Source organism: Streptomyces sp. NPDC086147, from assembly GCF_040702165.1.
Classification (GTDB): domain Bacteria; phylum Actinomycetota; class Actinomycetes; order Streptomycetales; family Streptomycetaceae; genus Streptomyces.
Genome location: NZ_JBFBJO010000020.1, coordinates 56,799 through 83,014, shown reverse-complemented (window position 1 = coordinate 83,014; position 26,216 = coordinate 56,799). Strand labels below are relative to the sequence as shown.

Below are 26,216 nucleotides of genomic sequence, written 5' to 3'. Positions count from 1 at the left end.
CGGATAGGGCCGGTCGGTCCCCGGGATGCGGCCCGCTCAGGCCCCGCCGGAAGGAACCGTGCTTCAGGCGCGGAGAACCGGGGCGGCGGGGGGAAGGGATGTCCGCCTCTCGCGGGTCCCCCGCCCGTGTGCCCGGCCCCGGGAACACGGGCGGCTGATCGCCGGGGCGGCCCCACAGGGGCCAACGGTCCCGGAAGGGGACCGTTCGGCACTGCTCCCGCGGGGACTCCGCGGCCATCGTGGAGGTACCCGGACCACCACGTCCCCAGGGAGGAGCGCCATGCGGCACCGCACCGTCTCCGAGGTGATGACGCGGGACGTCGTCACCGTCCCTCCCGCCGCCCCCTTCAAGGAGATCGTCCGCCTCCTCGTCGCACACGAGGTGTCGGCGGTGCCGGTCGTCGACGGGGAACGGCGGCTCCTCGGTGTGGTCTCGGAAGCCGACCTGCTGCGGGGAACAGCGGAGCTTCCCGCCCTGGAGGGCCGTTGGGCGGGTGTACGGCTGCTTTCGCAGGAGTACGGGCTGCCCGAAGCCGAGACGGCGGTCGAGCTGATGACGTCGACGGCTCCGACGGCGCACCCCGATTGGAACCTCTCCGAGACGGCCCGGACCATGCGCCGCGAAGGAGTGGGGCGGCTTCCCGTGACCGAGGGGGCCGCACGGCTCGTCGGCATCGTCAGCCACAGGGACCTGCTGCGGCCCTTCCTCCGCGACGACGCAGTGATCCGTGAGGAGATCGAGCGTGATGTCCTGACCGGCGTTCTGCGGCTCGCCCCCGGCACGGTCCGCGTGTCCGTGACGAACGGCGTCGTGACCCTGACCGGCCGGGTCGACGAGCGCGCCGACGTCTCCGTGATCGTACGGCTCTGCCGCTGGGTCGACGGGGTCGTCGCCCTGCACGAGTCCCTCGACCACGCGCACGACGACTTCGCGCTCGACGTGGAGCCCTCGCGACCGAAGAGGAGCGAATGATGCGTCACCGCGGAGTCGGGACACCGATGATCCGCCAGGTGGTGAGCGTTCCCGGCGGCGCCCCCTACGAGGAGGTCGCCCGGCCGTGCACGACGGTCGACGGCATGGCCACGGTCCCGGCAACCCGTCTCGCCCGCGACACGGCCGACACCGACGACACAGACGACACCGACGGCACGGATCGAGGAGGCGAGAGGTCATGACGCGGAGCATCGTGGTCGGCCTGGACGGCACGGAGCAGGCGGACGCCGCCGCGGAGTGGGCCGCGCGCGAGGCGGAACTGCGCGGCAACGGAGTGCTTCTGGTGCACGCGAGCGAGCCATCCCCGGAGGCCCTCCTGCCGTTCGTGTCACGGGAACCCGTCGAAGCGTGGGCCGAGGGCCTGCTCGCCCGTACTGCGGCCGACCTGCGCGAACGTCACGCGGACCTGCCGGTCGCCACCCGTCTGCTTCGCCCGGACCCGGTCACGGGCCTGGTGACCGCGGCGGAGGAGGCCGAACTGCTGGTCCTCGGGTCTCGGGCCCTGGGCGAAGTGGCGGGCTACCTCGTCGGATCGGTCGGCACGACGGTCGCGGGCCGGGTGGAGCGCCCGGTCGTCCTGGTACGGGCACGGGCCGGGGCCGACCCGGACGGTCCCGTCGTGGCCGGCGTGGACCTGCGCGAACCGGCCGATTCGATCCTGGAGTTCGCCTTCTCCGAGGCGTCCCTGCACCGGACCGGTCTCCACGTCCTCTACTCCCAGCAGCTTCCGCTCCTCGGCAACCTCGGCCCGGCCGTCGTCCCGGACGTCCGCGTCGCCGTGGCCCCGGAGATACGGCACTCGCTCGAACAGGCCCTCTCCTCCTGGCGCGCGAAGTACCCGGACGTACCCGTCACCGGCGACGTGGTGCTCGGCTCGGCGGGCCGGGAACTCGTCCGGGCCGCCGAGGGCGCGCCCCTCCTGGTGGTCGGCCGCCGCATCCGCCGCTCCGCCCTGGGCGCCTCCCTCGGCAACGTGGCGCACGCGGTCCTGCACCACAGCCGTGCCCCGGTCGCCCTCGTGCCGCACCACTGACTCCCGGCTCCGTCCGAAAGGTCGTACGGAAGCATGAACACCGACCGGGCACTCCTCGTCGCCACCGGAGTGCGCAAGACCTACCGGACGGGCTCGGTGGAGGTCACCGCCCTGCTCGACCTGGACCTCGTCGTGCGCCACGGCGAGATGGTGGGGGTCATGGGACCGTCCGGTTCCGGGAAGACCACCCTCCTGAACTGTCTCTCCGGCCTCGACGACATCGACGCCGGGAAGGTGGAGGTCGAGGGCGAGGACCTGTTCGCGATGTCGGACGCGGCGCGCACGGAGCACCGCGCCCGCACCATGGGCTTCGTCTTCCAGGCGTTCAACCTCATCCCGGTCTTCTCCGCGGTGGAGAACGTCGAGCTGCCCCTCCTGCTCGTGGGCACGCGCCCGCGCGAGGCGCGCCGCAGGGCGCTGGACATGCTCGGCAGGGTGGGGCTCGGCCACCGGGTCGAGCACCGGCCGAGCGAGATGTCGGGGGGTGAGCAGCAGCGGGTGACCATCGCGCGCGCCCTGGCGGGGCGTCCGGCCGTCGTGTGGGCGGACGAACCGACGGGCAACCTCGACAGCGCGATGGCCGGCCAGGTCATGGACCTGCTGTGCGAACTCAACCGGGACGAGGGGCAGACGATCGTCCTGGTCACCCACGACAGCGCCATCGGCGCCCGTGTCCCCCGGCTGCTCCGGATGCGCGACGGCCGGCTGGTCGACGACGTCCGGCAGGTCGTCGCCGCGTCGGCCGCGGTCCCCGACGTCCCCCTGGGCTGATCATGTACCCGAACCTTCTCGTCCCGCTGCTGACCGTTCTCGGGCTCGCCCTCGCGGCACTGGTGCTGCTCGTCGTACGGCAGCCGGTGTCACGGCGGCTCGCCTTCCGGCAGGTCGCCCGCCGGCGCACCGAGGCCGCTCTGGTGATCGGCGGGTCGATGCTCGGGACGGCCATCGTCATCGGTGCCCTGGTCGTCGGCGACACGCTGAACTTCTCCGTACGGCAGGAGGCGTACCGGACCCTGGGGCCGGTGGACGAGCGGATCGTCGCACCGCCCGGACCGACCGGGCGCGCCGTCGCCGAACGGCTGGCCGGTCTCGCGGACGATCCCGACGTCGACGGCGTCCTGAACGCCCGGGCCGCCCAGGCGTCGGCCGTCAGCTCGGCGGGCGGGCGCACGGCCGCCGAACCGCGCGTCCTGGCCTGGCAGGTGGACTTCGACGAGGCGTCGCGCTTCGGCGAGCCCGGCGGCGGCTCCGGACTCGTTGGTCCGGCCCCCGGCCCCGGCCGGGTCGTGGTCAACGAACCGCTGGCCCGTTCCCTGGACGTGGGGGCCGGGGATCCGGTCACGCTGTACCTGTTCGGGACGCCGCGGAGCTATCGGGTCGAGCGCGTGGTCCCGGAAGAAGGGCTCGCCGGCGTGGGCCTGGGCGGCAGGCTGAACCGCGACGTGTTCCTGTCGCCCGGGGCCCTGGACTCCGCCGCCCGGGCCGCCGGCGCGGAGCCGCGCCCGGTCACCTTCGTGTCGAACCGGGGCGGCGTCGAGGGCGGCGAGGCCCTGACCGACCCGGTGACCGCCGACATCCGGCAGGCCCTGGGCCCGCTCGCCGGGCGGACGACGGTCGAGACCCCGAAGCACACGGTCCTGGAGGAGGCCCGGCAGGCCGGGGACTCGCTCGGGGCTCTGTTCCTCATGATCGGCAGCTTCAGCATCATCGCGGGCGCCCTGCTCCTGGTGAACATCTTCGTGATGCTGGGCGAGGAGCGGAAGTCCCAGATGGGCATGGTGCGGGCGGTGGGGATGAAGCGCTCGCGGCTGGTCGGCTCCTTCACCCTCGAAGGAGCGACCTACGCACTCTTGTCGGCGCTGCCGGGCGCGGCCGTCGGAGTCGCCGTCGGCTGGGGCGTCTCCGTGGTGGCCGCGCAGATCTTCCAGGGGTGGTCGGTCGGCGGGAGCGGCATCCGCATCGCGTTCGCCGTCACCCCCACCAGCATCCTCAACGGCGTGGCCATGGGGCTCCTCATCGCCTTCGCCGCCGTCCTCGCGACCAGCGTGCGCATCAGCAGGTTCAACATCATCGCCGCGATCCGCGACCTCCCCGCCACGCCCGGAGCGAAGCAGCGCCGCCGCCTCCTCGTGGTCTGCACCGTCCTGTCCGTGCTGTGCGCGCTCGCGGCCGTCCCCGCCGTGGCCGGCAGCCGGCCCGACACGACGTACCTCCTGCCGGCGCTCTCGCTCGCCTTCGCCGCCCCGGCACTCCTGCGCGTCCTGCCCCGGCACGCCGTCACCACCCTGGTCGCGGGTGCCGTCCTCGCCTGGACGCTCCTGGCCCCCGTCGTACGTCCCCGCGTCTTCGACACCCCCTCCATGTCCGTGTACGTCGTCCAGGGCGCCCTGGCCGCCTTCTCCGCCGTGGTGCTCGTCAGCGACAACCAGAAGACGCTGCTCCGTCCCGTACGGCGCTTCCTGAGCCGTCCGACGGAGGGTGGCCTGGCGGCGCGGCTCGCCGTCGCGTACCCCCTGGCCAAGCGGTTCAGGACCGGCGCGACGCTGGTGATGTACACGCTGATCGTCTTCGTCCTCGTCCTTCTGACCGAGATCTCGGGCGTGCTGCGCGCCGGGGTCGACGGGGTCGTCGCCGACGCCACCTCCGGTTACTCCCTGCGCCTGGACTACAACCCCCAGGTCGCGGGCGACCGGCTCCTCTCCGACCTCCGCGACGGCCCATCGGCCTCCGGGATCGCCGCCGTCACCCCGCTGCTCAACGCCACGGGACGGTCCACCGATCCGGGACACCGCGGCACCGAGCCCCTGGAGACCGCCGTCGTCGGCGTGCCCGACGGGGCGGTCACCGGCATCACGTTCCGCGAACGGCTGCCCGGCCTGCCGGACGACGCCGCGGTGTGGCGGGCCCTCGCCTCCGACCCCCGGTACGTCGCGCTCGACGCCTTCTTCGGCAGTACGGGCGGCCCGGCCGGCGACTACTACGACCCCGGCGACACCCTCACCCTGACCGACCCCCGCACGGGCCGCGCCGAACAGAAGGTCATCGCGGGCGTACTGAGCAACGGCATGGTCTTCCGGCCGGGCACCGGCGCCAGTTCGACGACGTACCCCCTGGTGCTGGGCGAGCGGGCGACGCGCGAACTCTTCGGCGCGCAGGCGCAGAACGCCTCCGCGCTGGTGCGGACCGACCCCGGCACCTCCCCCGACGCCCTCGCGACCCGGCTTCAGGGCGAGCAGCTCTCGTCCAGCCTGGTCGCCACCCCCGTCGAGTCGGACATCCGCCGCCAGTTCGACTCCAGCACCGCGTTCTTCCGGCTCATGCAGGGCTTCCTCGCCCTGGGCCTCGGCGTGGGCATCGCCGGCCTCGGCGTCGTCATGGTCCGGGCCGTACGCGAACGCCGCCGCACCATAGGCATCCTGCGGGCCCTCGGCTTCCGGGCACGGACCGTCCAGCGCGCCTTCCTCGGAGAGAGCAGCTTCGTCGCCCTGGAGGGGATCGTGCTGGGCTCGCTCCTGGGCGTGCTCACGACCTGGCTGATGTACGCCAACAGCGCCGCGTTCGAAGGCCTCGAAGGAGGCTTCCCGGTCGAGTGGAGCAGCATCTGCGTCCTGGCGGCGACCACCTTCGCCGCGTCGCTCCTGGCCACGATCGGCCCGGCACGGCGCGCGGCGGCCATCCGCCCGGCGCTCGCGGTGCGGGTGACCGAATGAGCTCCCCACGCGTGGCCGTCACGGCGCGGGCATCGCGCTCACGCGGTCGTCACCGCGGGCGGGAGTGGCCGCAACCCGTACTGTCGCGCCGGTCGGGTGCCGGCCCGGCCGTCGCTGGATCACCGCGTGCGGGCGGTCACCGCGCGCCTGACCCCGTACACGGCGGCCCCGAGGGCCGGGACCGCGGCGCCCCCGATCACCGAGGACGCCGGGAGCGCGAAGGCCAGGACGAGGCAGCCGGCCAGTCCGACGACGGGGACGACCCGCGCCGGTCGGCCCTCGGCCACGGTGAGGGTCCACGCGGTGCCCGGTGAGGCGGCGCCGTCGAGGGAGCCCAGGATCACCGTGGCCGTGAGGCCGGGGGCGGTGGCGCGGGGCAGGTCGGCGTGGTGCTCGAAGCGGGGTTCCACGTGGCGGTGGGCGTCGGGGAGGGCGACCCAGAGCTGGGCGCCGTGCAGGAGGCGGGCGTGCGGCCGGGGGCTCTCCTCGGAGTGGGAGATCGCACGGCCGGAGGTCATCAGGCCCAGCTCGCGCGGGCGGATGGTCCGGAGGCTGCCGGTGGAGTCGCGGTGCAGCACCTCGCCCTCGTGGAGCCAGCTGACGGTCTGGAGCCCCGTGTGGGGGTGGGGCGGGACCTGCATGCCGGGCTCGTCGGCGATGTCGTCGGGGCCGTAGTGGTCGACGAAGACCCATGCGCCGACCATCCGGCGGCCCAGGTTCGGGAGCAGCCGGCGGACCTCGGTCGATTCGCCGAGCCGGACGTGGCGGGGGCTGAGGAGTTCCCGTACCGGCTCGGCGACGACGAACCCGCGCCCGCCGCAGACGGCCGGCACGGCATGGCGATCGAGATTGCTCATGGCGCCCAACCTATTCCCGCACGGGAGCGGCGGGGCGAGACGCTCCGGTGGGACCGCGAGAAGTCGGGTGGGCGCCGGAAGATGGTAGTGGAATGTTCAACCAACTTGGCTTGTTGAACCGGTCGACCGTCCCCACCGGGCGGCGGATCCTCAGCTCCGGAAAGGAAGAGCGAGTGAGCGAGACCTACTACGAGTTCGGCACGGCCGGGGAGCGCTGGGACCGGGCGCGGCTGTTCTTCGACGCGAAGGAGTACGGGACCGCCGTCCGCATCCTGCGCGGCCTCGTCGCCGAGCACCCGGACCAGACGGCCCAGCGGCTCCTCCTCGCCCGGGCGTACTACCACTCCGCCCGGCTCTCGCAGGCGGAGGACGAGCTGCGGGCGGTCCTGGAGCGCGACCCGGTCGAGCACTACGCCCGGCTGATGCTCGGCCGCGTGCTGGAGCGGCAGGGGCGCCCGGCGGAGGCCGCGCCGCATCTGCGGATGGCCGCCGCCATGGCGGGCGAGACGGTGTCCTGACGCGCCCTTGATACCCCCGCACGGTATATTCGGCGGCCGGGAGGTCCTGACCGTGCGTACACACCGGGCGGAACGCCGTCGACGAGCAGGAGGTGCCCTCACGCACCTCCTGCTCGTCGTCGTGCTCGCGCTCGGCGTGTTCCTGATGCACACCATGGGCCACCCGGAGGGCTCCGACGGCGGTACGCACACCACCGCCGCCACCGCTCCTTCCGCGCACGACGACGACGGCTCCGGCGCCCGGCACGATCCCGGCCCGGGGACGGACATGACCACGCTGTGCGTGGCCGTCCTCGGCGTCTGGCTACTGGCGCGGCTCGTCCTGGCCGCGCTGGGACGCGGCCCCGAACGGCTCGTCCCCTTCCTGGCGCGCCTCGCGCACGTACGGGCTCCGCACGCCCCGCCCCGCCGTCCCCCCGACCTCGCCCTGCTGTCCGTCCTGCGGATATAGGCGGCCATCCCGCCCACGGGTGCTCCATAGCGGCGCCCGTGAGCCGCTTCGACCTGCCCTTTTCCCTCCGTACGGAACCGTGAGGATCCGTACGTACAGCACACGAGGTGTCACCCATGCGCATGCGCGCCTTCACGAACCGCGCCACCCGGACGTCCGCCCTCCTCGGCGCCGTCGCCGCGACCGGGCTCCTGCTCACCGCCTGCGGCGCGGAGGACGCCGCCCCGTCGGCGTCCGCCACCGCCGCCGCGCCGGGGGCCGCCGCCTCCCGGGCGCCCGCTCCGGGGTCCTTCAACGACGCGGACGTCATGTTCGCGCAGATGATGATCCCCCACCACGAGCAGGCCCTGGAGATGGCGGAGCTGGCACGCGGCCGGGCCGAGGACGCCGGCGTCAAGAAGCTGGTCGCCGCGATCGAGCGGGCCCAGGACCCGGAGATCCGGAGGATGCGGGCCTGGCTCAAGGGCTGGGACAGGCCCGAGTCCGCCGGTCACGCGGGCGGCCACGGGTCCGGTCACGGCATGGCCGGGATGATGTCCGAGCAGGACATGAAGGACCTGGCGGGGGCCCGGGGCGAGGAGTTCGACCGCGCCTTCGCCGAGCTGATGATCGCCCACCACGAAGGTGCGGTGACCATGGCCGAGGAGGAACGGAGGAACGGCCTCGACCCGGCGGCCAGGAAGCTCGCCGACGACGTCGTACGGACCCAGTCCGCCGAGATCACCGAGCTGCGGAAGATCCTCGACCGGCTCTGATCCCCCTTCCGCCGTCCCCGGTCCGGCCGCGCCGGACCGGACCGGGGACGGTCCACGGCCGGACCGGTGCCCGGGTCACTCCCCCGTACGGCGTTCCACGACCACCTCGCCGCCGACCACGACCGTCTCCGCGACGGTGCCCGGGATGTCCTCGGGGGCGATGCGGAGGATGTCGCGGGAGAGGACGACGAAGTCGGCCAGCTTGCCCACGGTCAGGGATCCGCGCTCGTGCTCCAGGAAGTTGGCGTACGCCGAGCCCCTCGTGTAGCCCTCGACGGCGGTGGCGACGTCGATCGTCTCGCCGGCCGTCCAGGCCTCGCCGCCGCCGGGCGGGCGGCGGGTGACGGCGGCGTGGATGCCGACCATGGGGTCCATCTCGGCGACGTTCCAGTCGCTGGAGAGGGCGAGGACCGCGCCGGCCGCGTGCAGGCTGCGCAGCGGCCAGGCCTTGTGCCAGCGGTCGGGACCGACGTTCTCGGCCCAGTCCTGGCCGGGGCCCGCGATGTCGGGGGCGGCGTGCCGGGGCTGCATGCAGGCGACCACGCCGAGCTCCGCGAAGCGCGGGGTGTCGTCCGGGTCGAGGCACTCGACGTGCACGACCTGGTGGCGCGCGTCGCGCGGCCCGTTGGCGGCGCGGGCGCGTTCGACGGCGTCGAGGACGGTGCGGATGCCCCGGTCGCCGGTGGCGTGCACGAAGCACTGGAAGCCGCGCGCGTCGAGCCGGGTGAGCAGCTCGGCGAACTCCTCCGGCGGGTAGAAGGTGTCGCCCCGGTGGTGGGAGCAGCCCGCGTACGGCTCCAGGAGGGCGGCGGTGCGGGGTTCGACGACATCGTCGATGTACAGCTTGAGCGGACCGACCCGCAGCCGGTCGTCGTCGTGCGCGTCGGCCGCCGCCGCGAAGGCGTCGAGGTCCGCCTCGGTGGTGCCGCGCGGGTGGAAGAGCGCGGCGACGATCCGGGAGCGCAGCCGGCCCTCGTGGCGGGCGCGCTCGAAGAGGGCGAGGTCGTCGAGGGAGTTCTGCGGTTCGACGACGGTGGTGATGCCGAAGCCGATGGCGTCGTCCAGGCTCTTGGCGAGCCGTCCGTACTGGCGGTCGGGCGAGGCCCAGGGCAGGCCGAGGTCGCGCAGGGCGCGGTGGCCGTCGCGGGAGAGGCCCTTGATCGCGAAGTCCTTGACGAATCCGGTGGGTTCGCCGGTGGCCGGATCGGTGACGGCCCGGCCGAAGGGCAGGTCGGTGTGGTCGCGGTCGACGCCGAGCCGCTTGAGGGCGGCGGTGTTCAGCCAGGCGGTGTGCACGTCGTAGCTGAGGACGAGGGCGGGGGTGTCGCCGGTGGCCGGGTCGAGGTCGGCGGCGGTGGGCATGCGCCCGCCGGGCACGGCCGAGTAGTCGAAGGCCTCGGCCTCGATCCACTCGGCGTCCGGGTGCGCCGCGTGCCAGGTGCGGATCCGCTCGTGGATCGCGTCGAGGGTGCGGGCGCCGGCGAGCTGGACGCAGGCGTCGTCGGAGCCGAGGCGGACGTGGTTGTGGGCGTCGACGAAGCCGGGCAGGACGAGCCGTCCGTCCGCGTCGAGGACCCGGGTGCCGGGCCCGGTCCAGGCGGCGGCGCCGTCGTCGGAGCCGATCCAGACGACGCGCCCGTCGCGGACGGCGAGGGCCTGGGCCTCGGGGAGGTCCGGGTCGACGGTGTGGATCCGGGCGCCGGTGAGGACGAGGTCGGCGGGGACGGGGGCGGTGCTGTTCATGCGGGGTGGCTCCATGACGTACGGGAGGGGTGGGGGTGCGGTGGCTGTCAGGGGCGGTGCGGGGTGACGTGCCCGCGGGCGAGGAGCACGTACACCAGGGCCGAGACGGCCGCGCCGAGCAGGGTGAGGTCCGCGCCGCCGAGCGGGGCGACGAGCGGGCCGGTCCACAGTTCGGAGTCGCAGGTGAGCGCGGAGAAGACGAGGCCCGCGAGGAGGGCGGTGAGGCCGGCCGGGTGCCAGCCGGAGCGGTACCAGTAGGCGCCGCCGGTGTCCGCGTGCAGGCCGGCGGAGTCGTAGGCGCAGCGGCGCAGCACCATGTCGGCGAGGAAGACCCCGCCCCAGGGGGCGAAGACGATGATCAGGAGGGAGAGGAAGGAGAGGAGCGAGGTGGTGAAGTCGGTGAGGAAGAGGGCGCCGAGGGATCCGGCGGCGGTGACGGCGGCGCTGATGACGATGGCCCGGGCCCGGCTCCAGGGGATGCCGAGGACCTGGAGGTTCAGGCTCGACGAGTAGAGCGTGATGATCGAGTTGGTGACGGAGCCGCCGAGGACCAGGGCGAGGAAGAGCGGCTGGAACCAGCCGGGGAGCAGGCCCTCGGCGCCCGCGACGGCGTCGGTCATGTCGGCCTGGGTCGCGGCGGCCGCGCCGGCGACGCCCAGGGCGACGGAGGAGAGGAAGCCGCCGAGGGCCGCGCTGCGGGTGACGGCCCTGAGGGAGGTCGCGCGGGGCAGGTAGCGGGTGTAGTCGGCGGGCATCGGGAGGTACGAGAAGGGGCCCGCGAGCACGACGACGAAGGCGAGGCTCCAGGCCTGGGCGCCGGGCGCGGCGGCGGGGGCGGAGGTGTCGGCGCCGGGCAGCACGAGGACGACCAGGGCGGCGAAGCCGACGGCGAGGACGTACGCCATCCAGCGTTCGGCGAACTGGACGGTGGCGTGGCCCCAGAGGGCGACGGCGAAGGTCAGCGCGAGGGTGACGGCGAGGGACAGGGCGCGGGGGGCGTGTCCGCCGCTCCAGCCGAGGTCGGCGAGGAAGGCTTCGAGGGCGAGGGTGCCCACCACCGTGTTCACGACGGTGTAGCCGATGCTGACGATCCAGTTGAGGAGGCCGGCGGGCCAGTTGCCCCGGCGGCCGAAGGCTGCGCGGGAGACGACGAGGGTGGCGGTGCCGGTGCGCACGCCGCTGAGGCCGGCCGCGCCGATGGCGAGGAAGGCGAGGCCGCCGATCACGACGACGGCGGTGGCCTGCCAGAAGGAGAGCCCGAAGGCGACGGCGAGGGCGCCGTTGATGACGTAGGTGAAGGTGAGGTTGGAGCCGAACCAGAGCCAGAAGACGTCCTTGGCGCTGCCGTGCCGTTCGGCGTCGGGTATGGGGTCGATCCCGTGTTCCTCGACCTGGAACACCTCGTCGCGGCCCGTGGTCCTCGCGGTTCCCGTGGTCACGGCCGCCGTCTCGTGTCCGAGCACACCGCACTCCTGTCTTGAATGCCGTTCTAAGTTTTAGAACGGCATTCAAGATGTGCGAAAGGTTCCGGCCACGTCAAGACCCTCGGAGGTTGCGGTTAGGGTCGGTCCGTACACGACGGGCCCTCGCAGGGCGGATCCGCGCACGGCGGAACAGACGGAAGAGCGGGACGGGGACGGCGGCGGTGGCAGGCACGGCACGACGGCGGGACGGACACGTCACCCAGGAGCGGATGCTGGAGGAGGCCATGGCGGCGATCGCCGAGGACGGCCTCGCCTCCCTCACCATGTCGGCGCTCGCGGAGCGGCTCGGCACGAGCGGCGGCCACATCCTGTACTACTTCGGCAGCAAGGACCTGCTGCTGCTCGCCGCCCTCCGCTGGAGCGAGGCGGCGCTGGCCGAGGAGCGCCGGGCGCTGCTCGGCCGGCGGGTCGCGGCGGAACGCAAGCTGGACCTCTTCCTGCGGCTCTACCTGCCGCGCGGGCCCCGCGACCCGCGCTGGACGCTGTGGATCGAGCTCTGGGCCCGCGCGGCCGGGAACGACGCGCTGCGCGAGGCCCAGGTCGAACTGGACCGGGGCTGGCAGGAGGACCTGGAGGCCCTGCTCGCGGCGGGCGTCGCGCGGGGGCGCTTCGCCCCGCTGGACACCGGCGCCCGCGCCTCCGAACTCCTCGCCCTGCTCGACGGGTTGAGCACCCGGGTGGTCCTGGGGCAGGGAGCGGAGGGCGCCCTGGAGGTGGCCCGCTCGGCGGCGCGGGCCCTGGTCCCCCGGGGCGCTCCCGCCGAGCGGTGACGAGTCGGGGGCGGGCCCTCGGCCCCGGTGGTCCCGGGCGGGACCTCAGCCCCGGTAGGCCTCCAGGAGCCGCAGCCACGCCTCGCTCAGCGTCGGGTACGAGGGAACGGCGTGCCACAGGCGGGCGATCGGGACCTCGCCGACGACCGCGACCGTCGCCGAGTGGAGGAGCTCGCCGATCCCCGGGCCGACGAACGTGGCGCCGACGACGACCTCCCGGTCCAGGTCCACGACCATCCGCGCGTGGCCCCGGTAGCCCGGCGCGTAGAGGCCGGCCCCGGCGACCCCGGTCATGTCGAGGTCCACCGCCCTGACCCGCAGCCCGGCCCGCTCCGCCTCCGCGAGCGACAGGCCGACGGCGGCCGCCTCGGGGTCGGTGAAGACCACCTGCGGCACGGCGGCGTGGTCGGCCGTGGCGGCGTACGCGCCCCAGCTCCCGGAGTCCGGGAGGGCCCCCTCCTTCGCCCTGGCGGCGATGGCGGCGCCCGCGATCCGGGCCTGGTACTTGCCCTGGTGGGTCAGGAGCGCGCGGTGGTTGACGTCCCCGACGGCGTAGAGCCAGTCGGTGCCGAGCACCCGGAGGCTGTCGTCGACATCGAGCCAGGAACCGGGCTCCAGGCCGACCGTCTCCAGGCCGACGTCCTCGGTGCGCGGGGCCCGGCCGGTCGCGAAGAGCACCTCGTCGGCCTCGACGTGGTCGCCGCCCTCCAGGACCACGGTGACCGGGCCGGTGCCCCCGTCCCGCACCACCGCCGTGACGGACGCGCCGTCGCGGATGTCCGCGCCGCGCTCCCTCAGCGCCTCGGCCACGTGCTCGCCGACGAAGGGCTCCATGCGCGGGAGCAGGCCCCCGCCCCGTACGAGCATCGTCACCTTCGAGCCGAGGGCCTGCCAGGCGGTGGCCATCTCCGCGCCCACCACTCCCCCGCCCACCACGACGAGCCGCTCGGGCACCTCCTGGGAGGAGGTCGCCTCGCGGCTGGTCCAGGGCCGCGCGCCGGGCAGCCCGGGCAGCTCCGGCAGGACGGCGCGGCTGCCGGTGCAGACGGCGACCGCGTGCCGGGCGGTGAGCACGTGGCGCTCGCCCTCGGGGCTCACGACCTCGACCCTGCGCGGTCCGGCGAGGCGGCCGTGGCCGCGCAGGACCCGGACGCCGATCGAGTCCAGCCAGTCGAGCTGGCCGTCGTCCTTCCAGTCGCCGACGACCTCGTTCCGGTGGGCGAGGACCGCCGCCGCCTCCAGGGGGCCGCCGGCCGCCTCGCGCAGACCGGGGAGCGCGCGGGCGTCGGAGCGGGCGATCCCGGGCCGCAGAAGCGCCTTGCTGGGCATGCAGGCCCAGTACGAGCACTCGCCGCCGAGCAGCTCGCTCTCGACGATCGCCGCGCTCAGACCGGCCGCCCGCACCCGGTCGACGACGTTCTCGCCGACCGGCCCCGCGCCCAGTACCACCACGTCGTAGACCTGCTCGTCTTCCACCATATGTGTCATGATCCCAGTCTGCGGGCAGGGGCCTGGAATAGTGCGGCTCGATACGCCGTTGTGCCCGGCGAGTCCCCCGGGGACCGTGAGGACACCACCAGGAGACCCCGAAAGGCAGGCAGGTATGAGCACCGTAGAGCTCACCAAGGACAACTTCGACGAGATCGTGGGCGACAACGAGTTCGTTCTGATCGATTTCTGGGCTTCGTGGTGCGGTCCCTGCCGTCAGTTCGGCCCGGTCTTCGAGGCGGCGTCCGAGCGCCACCAGGACCTCGTCTTCGCCAAGGTCGACACCGAGGCCCAGCAGGAGCTGGCGGCGGCCTTCGAGATCCAGTCGATCCCGACCCTGATGATCGTGCGCGACAAGGTGGCCGTGTTCGCGCAGCCGGGCGCGCTGCCGGAGGTCGCCCTGGAGGACCTCATCGGCCAGGCGCGGAAGCTGGACATGGACGAGGTGCGCAAGTCCGTCGAGAACGCCCAGGCGCAGGGGAACGCGCAGCAGTAGCGAACGCGAGAGGGGTACGGGAGGACTTCCCGTACCCCTCTTCGGCGTGTCCGCGCGGTCTCAGCGCTCCAGGACCAGCGCCAGGCCCTGGCCGACGCCGATGCAGAGGGCGGCGAGGCCCGTGCCCGAGCCGGCCGCCGCGAGCTGGTGCGCCACGGATCCGGCGAGCCGGGCGCCGGACGCGCCGAGCGGGTGGCCGATCGCGACGGCCCCGCCGCGCGGGTTGACGAGCTCCGGGTCCAGCTCCGGCCACTCGGCGAGGCAGCCGAGCGCCTGGGCCGCGAAGGCCTCGTTGAGCTCGAAGGTCCTCAGGTCGGCGAAGGAGCGTCCCGACTTGTCCAGGGCCCGGCGGACCGCCTCGACCGGGCCGAGGCCGAAGAGCTGGGGCTCGATGCCGGTGACGGCGGAGGTGCGGATGCGGGCGAGCGGTTCGCGGCCGGTCTCGCGCAGCCCCTCCTCGTCCACCAGGAGCAGGGCGGCCGCGCCGTCGTTGAGCGGGGAGGAGTTGCCCGCCGTGACGGTGCCGCCCTCGGCCCGGAAGGAGGGCTTGAGCCGGGCGAGGGCCTCCGGGGAGGTGGTGTCCCGGATCGACTCGTCGCGGGTCAGGTCCACGTCGGGGTAGGGCACGACCTCGTCGTCGTACAGGCCCTTCGCCCAGGCCTCGGCGGCCTTGCGGTGGCTGGCGAGGGCGAAGGCGTCCTGCTGCTCGCGGGTGATGCCGTGCCGGTCGGCGACCAGCTCGGCGCCCTCGCCGAGGGAGACCGTCCACTCGGCGGGCATCCGCGGGTTCGTCATGCGCCAGCCGAGCGTCGTGGAGTGGAGCTGCTGGTGTCCGGCGGGGAAGGCCCGCTCGGGCTTCTGGAGGACCCAGGGGGCGCGGGACATCGACTCGACGCCGCCGGCGATCACCACGGAGGCGTCCCCGAGCGCGATGGCGCGGGCCGCCTGGATCACGGCCTCCAGGCCGGAGCCGCAGAGGCGGTTGAGGGTGACGCCGGGGACGGTGACGGGCAGTCCGGCGAGCAGGACGGCCATCCGCGCCACGTCGCGGTTGTCCTCGCCCGCGCCGTTGGCGTCGCCGAAGTAGACGTCGTCGACGCGGGCCGGGTCGAGCGCGGGCGAGCGGTCGACGAGCGACCGTACGACATGGGCCGCGAGGTCGTCGGGACGCACGGGGGCGAGGGCGCCCCCGAACTTCCCGATCGGGGTGCGGACGGCGTCGACGATGTAGACGTCGCGGATGCTCATCGGTTCTCTCCCACGTGACCTTCGGAACGACTCTGTTCGTCTGTTCGGCCGGTAGAACCTTTTTCGTCCCACCGGGCGCGCAGAGTCTCTGCCCGACGGCCCGCCCTGTCAACGGAGCGTTTCAGGACGTACGCGGGTGATGCGGGGCACTTCGGCGGGCGGGAGGGCTGGTCAGGGAGCGGGACGGACCAGGGGCGTGAGGGCGTAGTCGAGTTCCCGGCCGTCGACGAGCAGCGCCTCGACCGTACGCGTCTCGGGGTCGATGTCGGCCCGGATGCCGTGTCCCTCGTAGATCGGGTAGCCGGTCTCGCCGTGCCGTCCGGTGGCCTCCACGACGGCCGAGCGGACGGCGCTGTCCGCGACGGAGGCGCCGTGGCGGTCCTCGACGTGCTCGGGCACCAGCAGGATCTCGAATCGCTTCGGAACTGTGCTCATGCGTCGACGCTAAGCGCTCGGCGGGGCTCGCGCCGGACGACCCGCGAGACCGGCCGGCCCCTCCCCGCACCGCCCCTCCGTCCCTCCCCGCCGCCGTACTGTGTCCGGTACCGGAGACGCCGGCAAGGCGCTCCGGACGGCGGAGAGGGACGAAGGGGCGGCACCGTGCGTCTGCACACCACCACGTGGGGGTCCGGGGACCGGACGGCCCTGCTGGTCCACGGCATCATGGCCGACCACCGCACCTGGCGCCGGGTCGGGCCCGCGCTCGCGGAGCGCGGCTACCGGGTGGTCGCCGTGGACCTGCGGGGGCACGGGGCGAGCGGGCGGGGCGCGGGCCCCGAGGAGTACCGGCCGGAGGACTACGCCGACGACCTCGTGGAGACCGTGCCGGACGGCGTCGACCTGGCCGTCGGCCACTCGCTGGGGGCGCTCGTGCTCTCCCGCGCGGTGGAGCGGCTGAAGCCCGCCCGTGCGGTGTACTCCGACCCGGCCTGGCACCTGCGGTCGGGGCCCTTCGGCTACCGGGCCGAACTCTTCGTCCGGGGAAAGGAGTTGACCCGCGAGATGGTCCGGGGGCTCAACCCGGCCTGGTCGGAGGAGGACGTCGAGGACGAGACGGCGGCGGTACGGGTGTGGGACGAGCGGACGGCCCACGGCCTGACGCCGTTCGTGGGCGCCGACCTGTGGCCGGCCCGGCCCGTCGTCCCCTCGCTCGTCGCCCTCGCCGACCCGAGCCTGCTGGTCGCGCCCGGCGACGCCCGGATGCTGACGGAGCGCGGCTTCGAGGTCCGTACGGTGGCGCGGACCGGGCACACCGTCCACCGGGACGACTTCGACGGGTTCATGTCCGCCCTCGACGGCTGGATCTGACGTACCGTTCGGTCATGGACGACGCGTCGATGGAGACCTCGATGGTGGGACTGCTCGGCCGGGTGACCGGCACCGTCGGGCCGGGGCTCGTCGGTGAGGTGATCGTCCGGATCCGGGGCGGCGCCGAGCACTTCCTCGCCCATCCGGCCGTGCCGAAGCAGCGGATCGAGGTCGGAACGGTCGTCACCGTCATGGAACATCTCCCTCCGCGCACCGTCTACGTCACAGCCGCGTACGAGGGTTGACGGAGGCGTTGAGCGGCGCCCGTCCCGGGCGCACACTCCCCTCACCGGGTCCGCTCGGCTCCGGTGAAGGGGGACCTTGCCCATGGGCATCGGGATCATCGCGGGCGCCGCCGTCGGCGCCGTCGCCGTTCTGATCGCTGTCTTCAAGATGATGTGGCGCGTCGCCGAACCCAACGAGGCGCTGATCATCTCCGGTTCCAACCACAAGAACGAGGGCCTCGGCGAGGGCATGGGGTTCCGCATCGTCACCGGGCGCGGCACCCTCGTGCTGCCCGGGGTGCAGGCGGTGCGCAAGCTCTCGCTCGACCTCAACGAGACGCAGCTGTCCGTCGAGTGCGTCACCCACCAGGGCATCCCGCTCAAGGTGCGCGGCGTGGTGATCTTCAAGGTCGGCGACGACTTCGTGTCGATCGCCAACGCCGCCCGCCGCTTCCTCGACCAGCAGAAGCTGATGAGCGAGCGGGTGCACATCGTCTTCGCCGGTCATCTCCGCGCCATCGTCGGCGGGTTGACCGTGGAGGACATGATCCGCGACCGGGAGAAGCTGACCGGGCAGGCGCGGTCGGCCTGTGGCACGGAGATGGAGAAGCTCGGGCTGATCGTCGACTCGCTCCAGATCCACGAGATCGAGGACCCGACCGGGTACATCAAGAACCTGGCCGCGCCGCACGCCGCCGCCGTCCAGCGGGACGCGCGGATCGCACAGGCGGAGGCGAACCGGCGGGCGACCGAGGCGGAGCAGCAGGCCGCGGCCCGCATGTCGGAGGCGACCAGGGACAGCGAGATCCTCCAGGCGGGCTACCAGGCCGAGCGGGACCAGGCCTCGGCCAAGGCCCGGCAGGCCGGTCCGCTGGCCGAGGCGGCCTCGCGCCAGGAGGTCGTCGTGCAGGAGACGCGCGTCGCCGAGCTGGAGGGGCACCGCAAGGAGCAGCAGCTCCAGGCGGAGGTCCGCAAGCCGGCCGACGCGATGGCGTACGAGACCCGGACGCTGGCGGAGGCCGAGCGCGACGCCCGGATCTCGGCCGCCGAGGCCGAGGCGAAGGAGACCGAGCTGGCGAGCGCGGCCAAGGCCACGGCGACCCGGCTCACGGGCGAGGCGGAGGCGGCGGCCCAGCACGCGAAGGGCCTCGCGGTCGCGGAGGCCACGCGCGCGAAGGGTCTGGCGGAGGCCGAGGCGATCAAGGCGCGGGCGGCGGCGCTCGCGGAGAACCAGGAGGCGGTGGTCGCCCAGCAACTGGCCGAGAAGTGGCCGGAGATCGTCTCCGCGGGCGCGTCCGCCTTCGGGAACGTCGACCAGATGGTGCTCCTGAACGGCGCCGACGGCATGGCGGACGTCTTCGCCAAGGCCCTGACGATGGGCGGCACCGGCCTCGGCCTGGCCCGGCAGCTCCTCGCCACGATGAGCCCGGCGGCGCGGGACCAGCTGGGCGGGCTGGTGCCGCCGGCGCCCCGGACGGCGGAAAGCGTGTCGGAGAGGGTGGAGATCACGGTCCGGGAGGAGGAGGGGTAGGTCCCGACGACGACCCGGGCCCGCGTCTCCACGGGCGGGCCGGGTCCGGCACTGCGGATGCGGACCCGGTCCGCGCCCACGGGGTACGGGCCGGGTCCACGCTCCGGATACGGGCCGTACGAGCCGGGCCGTGCCCGCGCCCCGGGCACAGTCGGGGCCCGGCGCCGTGGTGGCGTCGGGCCCTTCGGTCCCACCGCGGCCGTGACGTCGGCGTGGTCACGGTCGCGGTCGGACCCGTGTCAGTTGTGGCCGAACCTGCGTTCTTTGCGGTGGCCGTGCTCCACCGCCGAGATCGGCGTCTCCGGCGCGGTGACCCGGGAGGCCTTCTCCTTAGCCGCCGCGTCGGTGCGGTGTTCGTGGCCGCCGGTGCGGGCCCCCTTGTTCACACGGGTCTGTTTCTTGCCCACGATCGTGCCTCCCGTGACGGGTTTCGGACATCGGTCCGCATCCCTTCAGCGTGGCACGCGCGTGCGGGGGCCGCACGTCAGGCCGTACGGCCGACGACCCGGGCGAAGGCGGCGAGCGTCGGCGCGCCGGAGGCGCGGTCCAGGACGGCGAAGACGACCTCCTCGAAGTGGCCGGCGAACCGGCCGTCCCCGGTGAGCAGCGCCGTGAACGCGCCGGCGACCTGTTCCGGGTCGTTCTGGAAGACCCCACAGCCCCAGGCGCCGAGGACGAGCCGTCGGTAGCCGGCCGCGGCGGCCGTCTCCAGGACGCGTTCGGCGCGGGCGGCGAGGGCCGCGGGCAGCCGGTCGGCGCGCTCAGGGGCGGTGCGGCGGACGACGCCCGCGTTGGGGGCGGGCGAGGTGAGGAAGCCGACGGTGAAGGGCTCGGCGAGCAGGTCGCCCCGGTCGTCGCGGAAGACCGGCACCCGGGGCGAGTGGATGACGCGGTCGGAGTAGAAGACGTCCCGGTCGGCGCGGTGGTGGGCGTAGTACTCGGGGACGCGCAGCAGGGTGGCGTGGAGGGCGGAGGACCGGCAGAGCGCCTCCTCCTGGGCCTGGGCGCCGTTGAGGTAGCCGCCGCCGGGGTTGCGGGCGGAGGCGAAGTTCAGGACGGCCACCGGGCGGGCGGGGTCGGCCGCGGTCATCCGGCGGGCGGCGGCCAGGCTGCTCTCGCCGGTGACCTCCAGGGTGGGCGTGCGGTCGGTGTCGGGGGTGACGGCCACGGGGCCGGGGCCGTGGAGCCGGGTGCCGGCCAGGGCGGCGGCCAGGTCGTCGGCGACGGAGACGGTCCGGCCGTCCCGGGCGCGGTAGTGGCCGGCGGCGACGATCTCCTCGGTCCGGGCCGCGATGCTGCGCAGTCGTGCACTCATGGACGCCAGAATGATCGTTTCCTCCCGTTCGGGACAACGGGTTTTCGCCGGTCCGTGACGAGGGTGAATGTTTCCGTGACGACGGGGAAATCCGGACGGACGGGGGCACGGGGAGCGCGTACGGCCCGTTCGGGGCGCTCTTGCACGCCGCCCGACCGTGGCTTTAGGTGGAACCAGTGGCGTTCCGGGGGCTCCGTTCCCGGAGTCTGTTTCCGGTGCGTCCGGGATCGCGCTCACGGGACGGACCGTCCCGGGACCGGTCCCCCGGAGGACCAGGAGGTGTACGGATGTCGCCGAGCGGCATACCGCGTGGCGGCCCCCCTCTCACCGAGGCGGAGGCGGAGGAACTGCTGCGATGTATCTGCTTCAAGACCGGCCCGCCCCGCACCGTGGGGGTGGAGCTGGAGTGGCTGGTGCACGAGTCGCGGGACCCCCGGGTGCCCGTACGGCCGCGACGGCTCACCGCGGCCCTCGACGCCGTACGGGCCCTGCCCCTGGTGTCGGCCCTGACGTTCGAACCCGGCGGTCAGCTGGAGCTCAGCTCGCGGCCCGCCGGATCCCTCATGGAGTGCCTCGACTCGCTCGCCGCCGACCTGCGGGCGGTGCGGGGCGCGCTCGGGCCCCACGGCCTCGCCCTCAGCGGTTACGGGGTGGATCCCTGGCAGGCGCCGCGCGGCCGGGTGCTCCACGAGCCGCGGTACGACGCGATGGAGGCCGCCCTCGACCGGACGGGTCCGGCCGGGCGGGCGATGATGTGCGAGTCGGCGTCGGTGCAGATCTGCCTCGACGCCGGGGTCGACGGGCCGGGCCCGCTGAACTACCGGCGGCGGTGGCGACTGGCCCACCTCCTGGGCGCGGTGCTCGTGGCCGCCTTCGCCAACTCCCCGGTGCACGGCGGGCGCCGCACCGGCTGGCGCTCGACGCGGCAGGCCCTGTGGGCGGAGCTCGACCCGGTGCGGACGCTCGCGCCGCGGCGGACGCCCCCGCCCCCGTCGGACGGCGACCCGCGGGCGGAGTGGGCGGCGCACGTCCTCGACACCCCGGTGCTGTGCGTGCGGACCGAGGAGGGGCCGTGGGCGGTGCCGGAGGGGCTGACCTTCCGGGAGTGGCTGCGCACGGGGCTCCCCCGTCCGGCCGACGCCGACGACCTGCGCTACCACATGACGACCCTCTTCCCTCCGGTGCGGCCGCGCGGCCATCTGGAGTTCCGGATGGTCGACGCGCAGCCGGGGCTCGACGGCTGGATGGTGCCGGCGGCCGTGACGACGGCGGTGTTCGACGACCCGGAGGCGGCGGAGACCGTCTACCGGGCGGTGAAGCCGCTCGCGGAGCGGGCCGGCGAGGATCCCCCGCCGCGCAATCCGCTGTGGGTGGCGGCGGCCCGTGACGGTCTGGCCGATCCGGACCTGCACGCCGCCGCGCGGACGGTCTTTTCCGCCGCCCTGGAGGCGCTGCCCCGGATCGGGGCGAGCGAGGAGGTGCGGCGGGCGGTCGCCGCCTTCCGGGAGCGGTACGTGATGCCCGGGAGCTCCCCGGCCGACACCCCCGAGGCGGTGACGTCATGACCGGAGACACGGCGGGAACGGAGACCGGGACCGAGGCGCTGCGGACGCGGGCCCTGGACGCCCTCGTCGCGGCCCGGGACCGCACCCTGCGCCTCACCTCCTGCGTGGAGGACGACGACCTCACCGCCCAGCACTCCCCCTTGATGTCGCCGCTCGTCTGGGACCTGGCGCACATCGGCAACCAGGAGGAGCAGTGGCTGTGGCGGGCCGTCGCGGGGCGCGACGCGCTGCGGCCCGAGATCGACCCGCTCTACGACGCCTTCGAGCACCCGCGCGCCGAGCGCCCGTCGCTGCCGCTGCTCCCGCCGGGCGAGGCCCGCGCCTACGCGGCGGACGTACGGCTCCGGGTCCTCGACGTGCTGGAGCGGGCGCCCCTGGAGGGGCGGCAGCTGCTGGACGCGGGGTTCGTCTTCGGCATGGTCGCCCAGCACGAGCAGCAGCACGACGAGACGATGCTGATCACCCATCAGCTGCGGAAGGGGCCGCCCGTCCTGACCGCTCCCCCGCCGCCGGTCCGCCGGACCGGCCCGCTGCCGGCCGAGGTCCTGGTCCCCGGCGGCCCGTTCACCATGGGGACCTCGGACGAGCCGTGGGCCCTCGACAACGAGCGCCCGGCGCACCGGCGGGAGGTCCCCGCCTTCCACATCGACACCACTCCGGTCACCAACGGCGCCTATCTGGCCTTCCTCGCGGACGGCGGCTACGAGGACCGGCGCTGGTGGCATCCCGCCGGGTGGGCGCAGATCCGGGAGCACGGCATCGGGGCACCGCTGTTCTGGCGCCGGGACGGCGGGCAGTGGCTGCGCCGCCGGTTCGGGGCGACCGGGCCCGTACCGGAGGAGGAGCCGGTCCTGCACGTGAGCTGGTACGAGGCGGACGCCTACGCGCGCTGGGCGGGGCGCCGGCTGCCGACGGAGGCCGAGTGGGAGAAGGCGGCCCGCTACGACCCGGCCTCGGGCCGCTCCCGCCGCTATCCGTGGGGCGACGGGGACCCCGGTCCCGAGCACGCGAACCTCGGGCAGCGGCACCTGGGCCCGGCGGCGGCCGGAAGCTATCCGGAGGGCGCCTCGCCGCTGGGCGTGCGGCAGTTGATCGGGGACGTGTGGGAGTGGACGGCGAGCGACTTCCTGCCGTACCCGGGCTTCACCGCCTTCCCGTACAAGGAGTACTCGGAGGTGTTCTTCGGTCCGGAGCACAAGGTGCTGCGGGGCGGTTCGTTCGCGGTGGACGCGGTCGCCTGCCGGGGCACCTTCCGCAACTGGGACCTGCCGGTGCGGCGCCAGATCTTCTCCGGCTTCCGCACGGCCCGCTCCGCGGAGCTCGACTGATGTGCCGCCACATCGCCTACGTGGGCGGTCCGGTGGCGCTCGGCGAGCTGGTCGTGCGGCCGGAGCACGGCCTTCTGCGCCAGTCCTGGGAGCCCCGCACGCAGACCAGCGGGGTGGTGAACGCCGACGGGTTCGGGGTCGGCTGGTACGCCGAGGGGGACCCGGTGCCCGCGCGGTACCGGCGCGCCGGGCCGATCTGGGGCGACCTCTCCTTCGCCGACCTCGCCCGGGTGGTGCGCTCCGGGGCGCTGCTCGCGGCGGTCCGGGGGGCCACGCTGCCCGGTGCGGACGGGGAGGCGGCGGCCACGCCGTTCTCCTCCGGGCGCTGGCTGTTCAGCCACAACGGCGCGGTACCGGGCTGGCCGGACACCCTGACCCCGCTCGCCGCGACGCTGTCCGCCGGGGAGCTGCTGCGGCTGGAGGCCCGTACCGACTCGGCGCTCGTGTGGGCGCTCGTCCTGCACCGGCTGCGGGCCGGGGACGCGCCGGGCGAGGCGCTCGCCGCCACCGTGCGGGAGGTCGCGCAGGCGGCCCCCGGGTCCCGGCTGAACCTGCTGCTCACCGACGGCGACCGGATCGCCGCGACCGCCTGGGGCAACAGCCTCTGGTACCTGACGGGTCCCGGCCGGGCGGTCGTGGCCTCCGAACCGTACGACGACGATCCCCACTGGCGGGAGGTGCCCGAGCGGACGCTCGTGACCGCCGACCGCACCGACGTCGCCCTCACCCCGCTCAAGGAGCCGCCCGCGTGAGCCCGTACCAGCTGACCCGCACCCTCGACCCGGACGCCGCCGGCGCCGATCTGCGCACCGACGTCGTCCACGGTCTGACCCGCTCCCCCAAGGAGCTGCCGCCCAAGTGGTTCTACGACGCCCGGGGCAGCGAGCTGTTCGAGGAGATCACCCGGCTGCCCGAGTACTACCCGACGCGGGCGGAGCGGGAGATCCTGGCCGCGCGGGCGCCGGAGATCGCGGCGGAGACGAAGGCCCGGACCCTGGTGGAACTGGGCTCGGGGTCCTCCGAGAAGACCCGGTTCCTGATCGACGCGCTGCTGCCCGGTCTGGACAGCTACGTGCCCGTGGACGTGAGCGAGTCGGCGCTGACCGGGGCGGCGGAGTCGCTGCTCGCGGAGCGGCCGGAGCTGCGGGTGCACGCCCTGGTCGCGGACTTCACCCGGGGCCTCGCGCTGCCCGGGACGCCGGGGCCGCGCCTGGTGGCCTTCCTCGGCGGCACGATCGGCAATCTGCTCCCCGAGGAGCGGCGGACCTTCCTGCGCTCGGTCCGCTCGATGCTCGCGCCGGGCGACTCCCTGCTGCTCGGCACGGACCTGGTGAAGGACGAGGCGACGCTGGTGGCCGCCTACGACGACGCGGCCGGGGTGACCGGTGAGTTCAACAAGAACGTGCTGGCCGTGATCGACCGCGAGCTGGGCGCGGACGCCGATCCGGCGGACTTCGAGCACGTGGCGGTGTGGGACGCCGAGCGGGAGTGGATCGAGATGCGGCTGCGCGCCCGCCGCGCGCTCACCGTGAAGATCCCGGAGCTGGACCTCGTGGTGCCGTTCGCGGCGGGCGAGGAGCTGCGGACGGAGGTGTCGGCGAAGTTCCGTCAGGAGGGCGTACGGAAGGAACTGGCGGCGGCGGGCCTCGAACTGGCCCGCTGGTGGACGGACGACGGGGACAGGTTCGCGCTGTCGCTGGCGACGGCCCGCTGAGCCGGAACCCATCGGGCCGGGCCCTGCCGGGTGGTTCCGCGCAGGGCCACGGCCCGCTGGGCGGCGGCCGCGAGGGCGCGCCGGTCCGGGTACCGGCCGCTCGGCAGGGGGTCCGCGAGGCGGACCTCGGCGGTGGGGCGCCGGGTGGTGACGACCCGCCACAGGGAGGCGGCGAGCGGGTCGTCCCCGACGTACGCGGCGGCGTCGGCGGGCCGGTAGTCAATCCGTACGGGCTGCACGGCGCAGCCGGCGTCCAGGGCGGCCTGGAAGACGGCGGGCCGGAACCGCCCCCGCTCCCGGCCGCACCAGGTGGAGCCCTCGGGGAAGACGGCCACCCGGCCGCCGGCCGCGAGGATCCCGGCCGTCGCGCGGACGGTGCCGGGCAGGGCCCTGAGCCGGTCCCGGTCGATGAAGAGGGTGCCGCCGAGGGCGGCGACGAGGCCGAGGACCGGCCAGTGGCGCACCTCGGCCTTGGCGACCGTGCGGGCGGGCAGGACGGCCGCGAGGAGCGGGATGTCCAGCCAGGAGACGTGGTTGGCGACGACGAGGAGGGGGCCGGTGGCGGCGGGGGTCCCCTCGTAGCGGACGCGGACGCCGAAGGCGCGGACCACCGTCCGGGTCCAGAGGCGGACGAGGGCGAGCCGGGCGGCGGGCGGGAGTGGGGCGGCGGCCGGGGCGAGGAGGACGCCGAGGAGGACGGTGACGGTGCCGGCGGCGAGCCGGGCCAGGGCCCGCGGGAGGCCGGCTCCGGGGTCGGGGCCGGTGCCGTCCGGGTGGGCGGCGCAGCGACCCGGGGTGCAGGGCGCCGCGGGGAGCCACGGCGGGAGGGTCGCGGGTCCGTTCACCGGGCCGGGACGAGCGACAGGAAGTGGTTGAGGTAGCGCGGGTTGGTGCGGCGCAGCGAGAGCAGGACGTAGAGGTCGGCGACGCCGAAGTCGGGGTCGTGCGCGGGGGCGCCGCAGACCTGGGCGCCGAGCCGGAGGTAGCCGCGCAGCAGCGGGGGCAGCTCGGTGCGGCCCTCGGGGCGGGCGACGCCCTCGGGGCTCCAGAGGCGGTGCGGGGTGACCCGGTACTCCTCCGGGGCGAGGTGCTTGGTGCGGACGGTGTCCCAGGTGGCGGCGGCGAGGGCGCCGCCGTCGTCGAGCGGGACCGAGCAGCAGCCGGCGATCCAGTTGTGGCCGGTCTCGGCCATGTAGCGGGCGAGGCCGGCCCAGATGAGGGCGATGACGGCGCCGTTGCGGTGGGCGGGGTGGACGCAGGAGCGGCCGGCCTCCACCATGTCGTGCCGGACGGGGGCGAGCCGGGTGAGGTCGAACTCGCCCTCGGAGTAGAGGCGTCCGGCGACGGCGGCCCGCTCGGGCGGCAGGAGCCGGTAGGTGCCGACGACCTCGCCGGTGGTCTCCTCCCGTACGAGGAGGTGGTCGCAGTACGCGTCGAAGGCGTCGGAGTCGAGGCCGGGCTCGGGCCCGTCGAGCCGGGCCCCCATCTCGCCGGCGAAGACCTGGTGGCGCAGCCGCTGGGCGGCGCGCACGTCCTCCTGGTGGCGGGCGAGGCCGACGGCGTACCGGGGCGTGGGCTGCTCGGCCCGGGTCCGGGCCCGGGGCTGTGCGGGGACGGCGAGCGTGTGCGTCGGTGCGGACATGGCGGGCGCCTCCGGACGGAAGGGAAGGGGCGGGGCCGGGGC

Annotated in this window: 26 protein-coding genes and 1 pseudogene; 17 read left to right on the top strand and 10 right to left on the bottom strand. The window is 74.5% G+C overall.

Annotation, left to right across the window (positions count from 1 at the left end; genetic code table 11):
- Positions 1–280 precede the first annotated feature (280 nt).
- From AB0398_RS29020 to AB0398_RS29000, 5 genes are read left to right on the top strand one after another with little or no spacing between them, the layout of a single operon-like run.
- Entirely contained in the window at positions 281–973 is a 693-nt protein-coding gene (locus AB0398_RS29020; RefSeq protein WP_366378603.1) for a CBS domain-containing protein, read from the top strand.
- Positions 973–1,176: a hypothetical protein gene (locus AB0398_RS29015; RefSeq protein ID WP_366378602.1), complete on the top strand. Its 204-nt coding sequence runs from the start codon at positions 973–975 to the stop codon at positions 1,174–1,176. The genes AB0398_RS29020 and AB0398_RS29015 overlap by 1 nt, the downstream gene beginning before the upstream one ends.
- Positions 1,173–2,027, top strand: coding sequence for a universal stress protein (locus AB0398_RS29010; RefSeq protein ID WP_366378601.1), 855 nt, complete (start codon positions 1,173–1,175; stop codon positions 2,025–2,027). The genes AB0398_RS29015 and AB0398_RS29010 overlap by 4 nt, the downstream gene beginning before the upstream one ends.
- A 33-nt stretch (positions 2,028–2,060) precedes the next feature.
- Positions 2,061–2,798: an ABC transporter ATP-binding protein gene (locus AB0398_RS29005; RefSeq protein ID WP_121829213.1), complete on the top strand. Its 738-nt coding sequence runs from the start codon at positions 2,061–2,063 to the stop codon at positions 2,796–2,798.
- A 2-nt stretch (positions 2,799–2,800) separates the two neighbouring features.
- Complete coding sequence (locus AB0398_RS29000) at positions 2,801–5,737, top strand: FtsX-like permease family protein (RefSeq protein WP_366378600.1); 2,937 nt, start codon at positions 2,801–2,803, stop codon at positions 5,735–5,737.
- A gap of 293 nt (positions 5,738–6,030) precedes the next feature.
- On the opposite strand, the pseudogene AB0398_RS28995 reads toward AB0398_RS29000, so the two are convergent.
- A pseudogene (locus tag AB0398_RS28995) lies at positions 6,031–6,594 on the bottom strand (pirin family protein); the annotation flags it as partial.
- A gap of 173 nt (positions 6,595–6,767) precedes the next feature.
- On the opposite strand from AB0398_RS28995, the gene AB0398_RS28990 reads away from it, so the two are divergent.
- The 3 genes from AB0398_RS28990 to AB0398_RS28980 all read left to right on the top strand — a co-directional run bounded on the left by AB0398_RS28990 (position 6,768) and on the right by AB0398_RS28980 (position 8,318).
- The gene (locus AB0398_RS28990) at positions 6,768–7,112 is read left to right on the top strand and encodes a tetratricopeptide repeat protein (protein ID WP_366378599.1); all 345 of its coding nucleotides are present in this window, start codon (positions 6,768–6,770) and stop codon (positions 7,110–7,112) included.
- A 52-nt stretch (positions 7,113–7,164) separates the two neighbouring features.
- Positions 7,165–7,563 (top strand): DUF6153 family protein, encoded by a 399-nt coding sequence (locus tag AB0398_RS28985; protein WP_366378598.1) that lies wholly within the window; start codon positions 7,165–7,167, stop codon positions 7,561–7,563.
- A gap of 122 nt (positions 7,564–7,685) precedes the next feature.
- Positions 7,686–8,318: a DUF305 domain-containing protein gene (locus tag AB0398_RS28980; RefSeq protein ID WP_366378625.1), complete on the top strand. Its 633-nt coding sequence runs from the start codon at positions 7,686–7,688 to the stop codon at positions 8,316–8,318.
- Positions 8,319–8,393: 75 nt separating this feature from the next.
- Here the strand turns inward: AB0398_RS28980 and AB0398_RS28975 are convergent, their stop codons facing one another.
- The gene (locus tag AB0398_RS28975) at positions 8,394–10,061 is read right to left on the bottom strand and encodes an amidohydrolase (RefSeq protein WP_366378597.1); all 1,668 of its coding nucleotides are present in this window, start codon (positions 10,059–10,061) and stop codon (positions 8,394–8,396) included.
- 47 nt (positions 10,062–10,108) lie between these two features.
- Positions 10,109–11,524 carry a cytosine permease gene (locus tag AB0398_RS28970; protein WP_366378596.1) on the bottom strand — a complete coding sequence of 472 codons (1,416 nt, stop codon included), beginning with the start codon at positions 11,522–11,524 and terminating at the stop codon, positions 10,109–10,111.
- 182 nt (positions 11,525–11,706) lie between these two features.
- On the opposite strand from AB0398_RS28970, the gene AB0398_RS28965 reads away from it, so the two are divergent.
- On the top strand, positions 11,707–12,315 hold the full coding sequence (locus AB0398_RS28965) for a TetR/AcrR family transcriptional regulator (protein WP_366378595.1): 609 nt from the start codon (positions 11,707–11,709) through the stop codon (positions 12,313–12,315).
- Positions 12,316–12,360: 45 nt separating this feature from the next.
- Here AB0398_RS28965 and AB0398_RS28960 read toward each other — a convergent pair whose 3' ends face one another.
- On the bottom strand, positions 12,361–13,794 hold the full coding sequence (locus AB0398_RS28960; RefSeq protein WP_366378594.1) for an NAD(P)/FAD-dependent oxidoreductase: 1,434 nt from the start codon (positions 13,792–13,794) through the stop codon (positions 12,361–12,363).
- 124 nt (positions 13,795–13,918) lie between these two features.
- On the opposite strand from AB0398_RS28960, the gene trxA reads away from it, so the two are divergent.
- The gene (trxA, locus tag AB0398_RS28955; RefSeq protein ID WP_366378593.1) at positions 13,919–14,299 is read left to right on the top strand and encodes a thioredoxin; all 381 of its coding nucleotides are present in this window, start codon (positions 13,919–13,921) and stop codon (positions 14,297–14,299) included.
- Positions 14,300–14,359: 60 nt separating this feature from the next.
- On the opposite strand, the gene AB0398_RS28950 is transcribed toward trxA, so the two are convergent.
- Positions 14,360–15,547 (bottom strand): thiolase family protein, encoded by a 1,188-nt coding sequence (locus tag AB0398_RS28950; RefSeq protein WP_366378592.1) that lies wholly within the window; start codon positions 15,545–15,547, stop codon positions 14,360–14,362.
- A 171-nt stretch (positions 15,548–15,718) separates the two neighbouring features.
- Positions 15,719–15,982, bottom strand: a complete 264-nt coding sequence (locus tag AB0398_RS28945; RefSeq protein WP_366378591.1) for a hypothetical protein — start codon at positions 15,980–15,982, stop codon at positions 15,719–15,721.
- A gap of 165 nt (positions 15,983–16,147) precedes the next feature.
- Here AB0398_RS28945 and AB0398_RS28940 point away from each other — a divergent pair, with 165 nt between their 5' ends.
- The 3 genes from AB0398_RS28940 (at position 16,148) to AB0398_RS28930 (ending at position 18,610) form a co-directional block, all read left to right on the top strand.
- Positions 16,148–16,855 (top strand): alpha/beta hydrolase, encoded by a 708-nt coding sequence (locus AB0398_RS28940; protein ID WP_366378590.1) that lies wholly within the window; start codon positions 16,148–16,150, stop codon positions 16,853–16,855.
- A gap of 14 nt (positions 16,856–16,869) precedes the next feature.
- Positions 16,870–17,100, top strand: a complete 231-nt coding sequence (locus tag AB0398_RS28935) for a hypothetical protein (RefSeq protein WP_366378589.1) — start codon at positions 16,870–16,872, stop codon at positions 17,098–17,100.
- An 82-nt stretch (positions 17,101–17,182) separates the two neighbouring features.
- Positions 17,183–18,610, top strand: a complete 1,428-nt coding sequence (locus AB0398_RS28930; RefSeq protein ID WP_366378588.1) for an SPFH domain-containing protein — start codon at positions 17,183–17,185, stop codon at positions 18,608–18,610.
- 239 nt (positions 18,611–18,849) lie between these two features.
- Here the strand turns inward: AB0398_RS28930 and AB0398_RS28925 are convergent, their stop codons facing one another.
- Together AB0398_RS28925 and AB0398_RS28920 are read right to left on the bottom strand one after the other, a co-directional pair.
- A complete protein-coding gene (locus tag AB0398_RS28925; protein ID WP_366378587.1) occupies positions 18,850–19,017 on the bottom strand; it encodes a hypothetical protein in 168 nt (55 codons plus the stop codon).
- Between the two features lie 77 nt (positions 19,018–19,094).
- Positions 19,095–19,925: a TIGR02452 family protein gene (locus tag AB0398_RS28920; protein ID WP_366378586.1), complete on the bottom strand. Its 831-nt coding sequence runs from the start codon at positions 19,923–19,925 to the stop codon at positions 19,095–19,097.
- A gap of 287 nt (positions 19,926–20,212) precedes the next feature.
- On the opposite strand from AB0398_RS28920, the gene egtA reads away from it, so the two are divergent.
- From egtA to egtD, 4 genes are read left to right on the top strand one after another with little or no spacing between them, the layout of a single operon-like run.
- The gene (egtA, locus tag AB0398_RS28915; protein ID WP_366378585.1) at positions 20,213–21,490 is read left to right on the top strand and encodes an ergothioneine biosynthesis glutamate--cysteine ligase EgtA; all 1,278 of its coding nucleotides are present in this window, start codon (positions 20,213–20,215) and stop codon (positions 21,488–21,490) included.
- Complete coding sequence (egtB, locus tag AB0398_RS28910) at positions 21,487–22,818, top strand: ergothioneine biosynthesis protein EgtB (RefSeq protein WP_366378584.1); 1,332 nt, start codon at positions 21,487–21,489, stop codon at positions 22,816–22,818. Before egtA ends, egtB begins: the two co-directional genes overlap by 4 nt.
- Positions 22,818–23,570: an ergothioneine biosynthesis protein EgtC gene (gene egtC, locus AB0398_RS28905; protein WP_366378583.1), complete on the top strand. Its 753-nt coding sequence runs from the start codon at positions 22,818–22,820 to the stop codon at positions 23,568–23,570. The genes egtB and egtC overlap by 1 nt, the downstream gene beginning before the upstream one ends.
- A complete protein-coding gene (gene egtD, locus AB0398_RS28900; protein WP_366378582.1) occupies positions 23,567–24,532 on the top strand; it encodes an L-histidine N(alpha)-methyltransferase in 966 nt (321 codons plus the stop codon). Before egtC ends, egtD begins: the two co-directional genes overlap by 4 nt.
- Here the strand turns inward: egtD and AB0398_RS28895 are convergent.
- The gene (locus tag AB0398_RS28895) at positions 24,427–25,377 is read right to left on the bottom strand and encodes a lysophospholipid acyltransferase family protein (RefSeq protein WP_366378581.1); all 951 of its coding nucleotides are present in this window, start codon (positions 25,375–25,377) and stop codon (positions 24,427–24,429) included. The two genes, egtD and AB0398_RS28895, sit on opposite strands and share 106 nt — an antisense overlap.
- Positions 25,374–26,174: a GNAT family N-acyltransferase gene (locus AB0398_RS28890; protein WP_366378580.1), complete on the bottom strand. Its 801-nt coding sequence runs from the start codon at positions 26,172–26,174 to the stop codon at positions 25,374–25,376. The genes AB0398_RS28895 and AB0398_RS28890 overlap by 4 nt, the downstream gene beginning before the upstream one ends.
- Positions 26,175–26,216 lie beyond the last annotated feature (42 nt).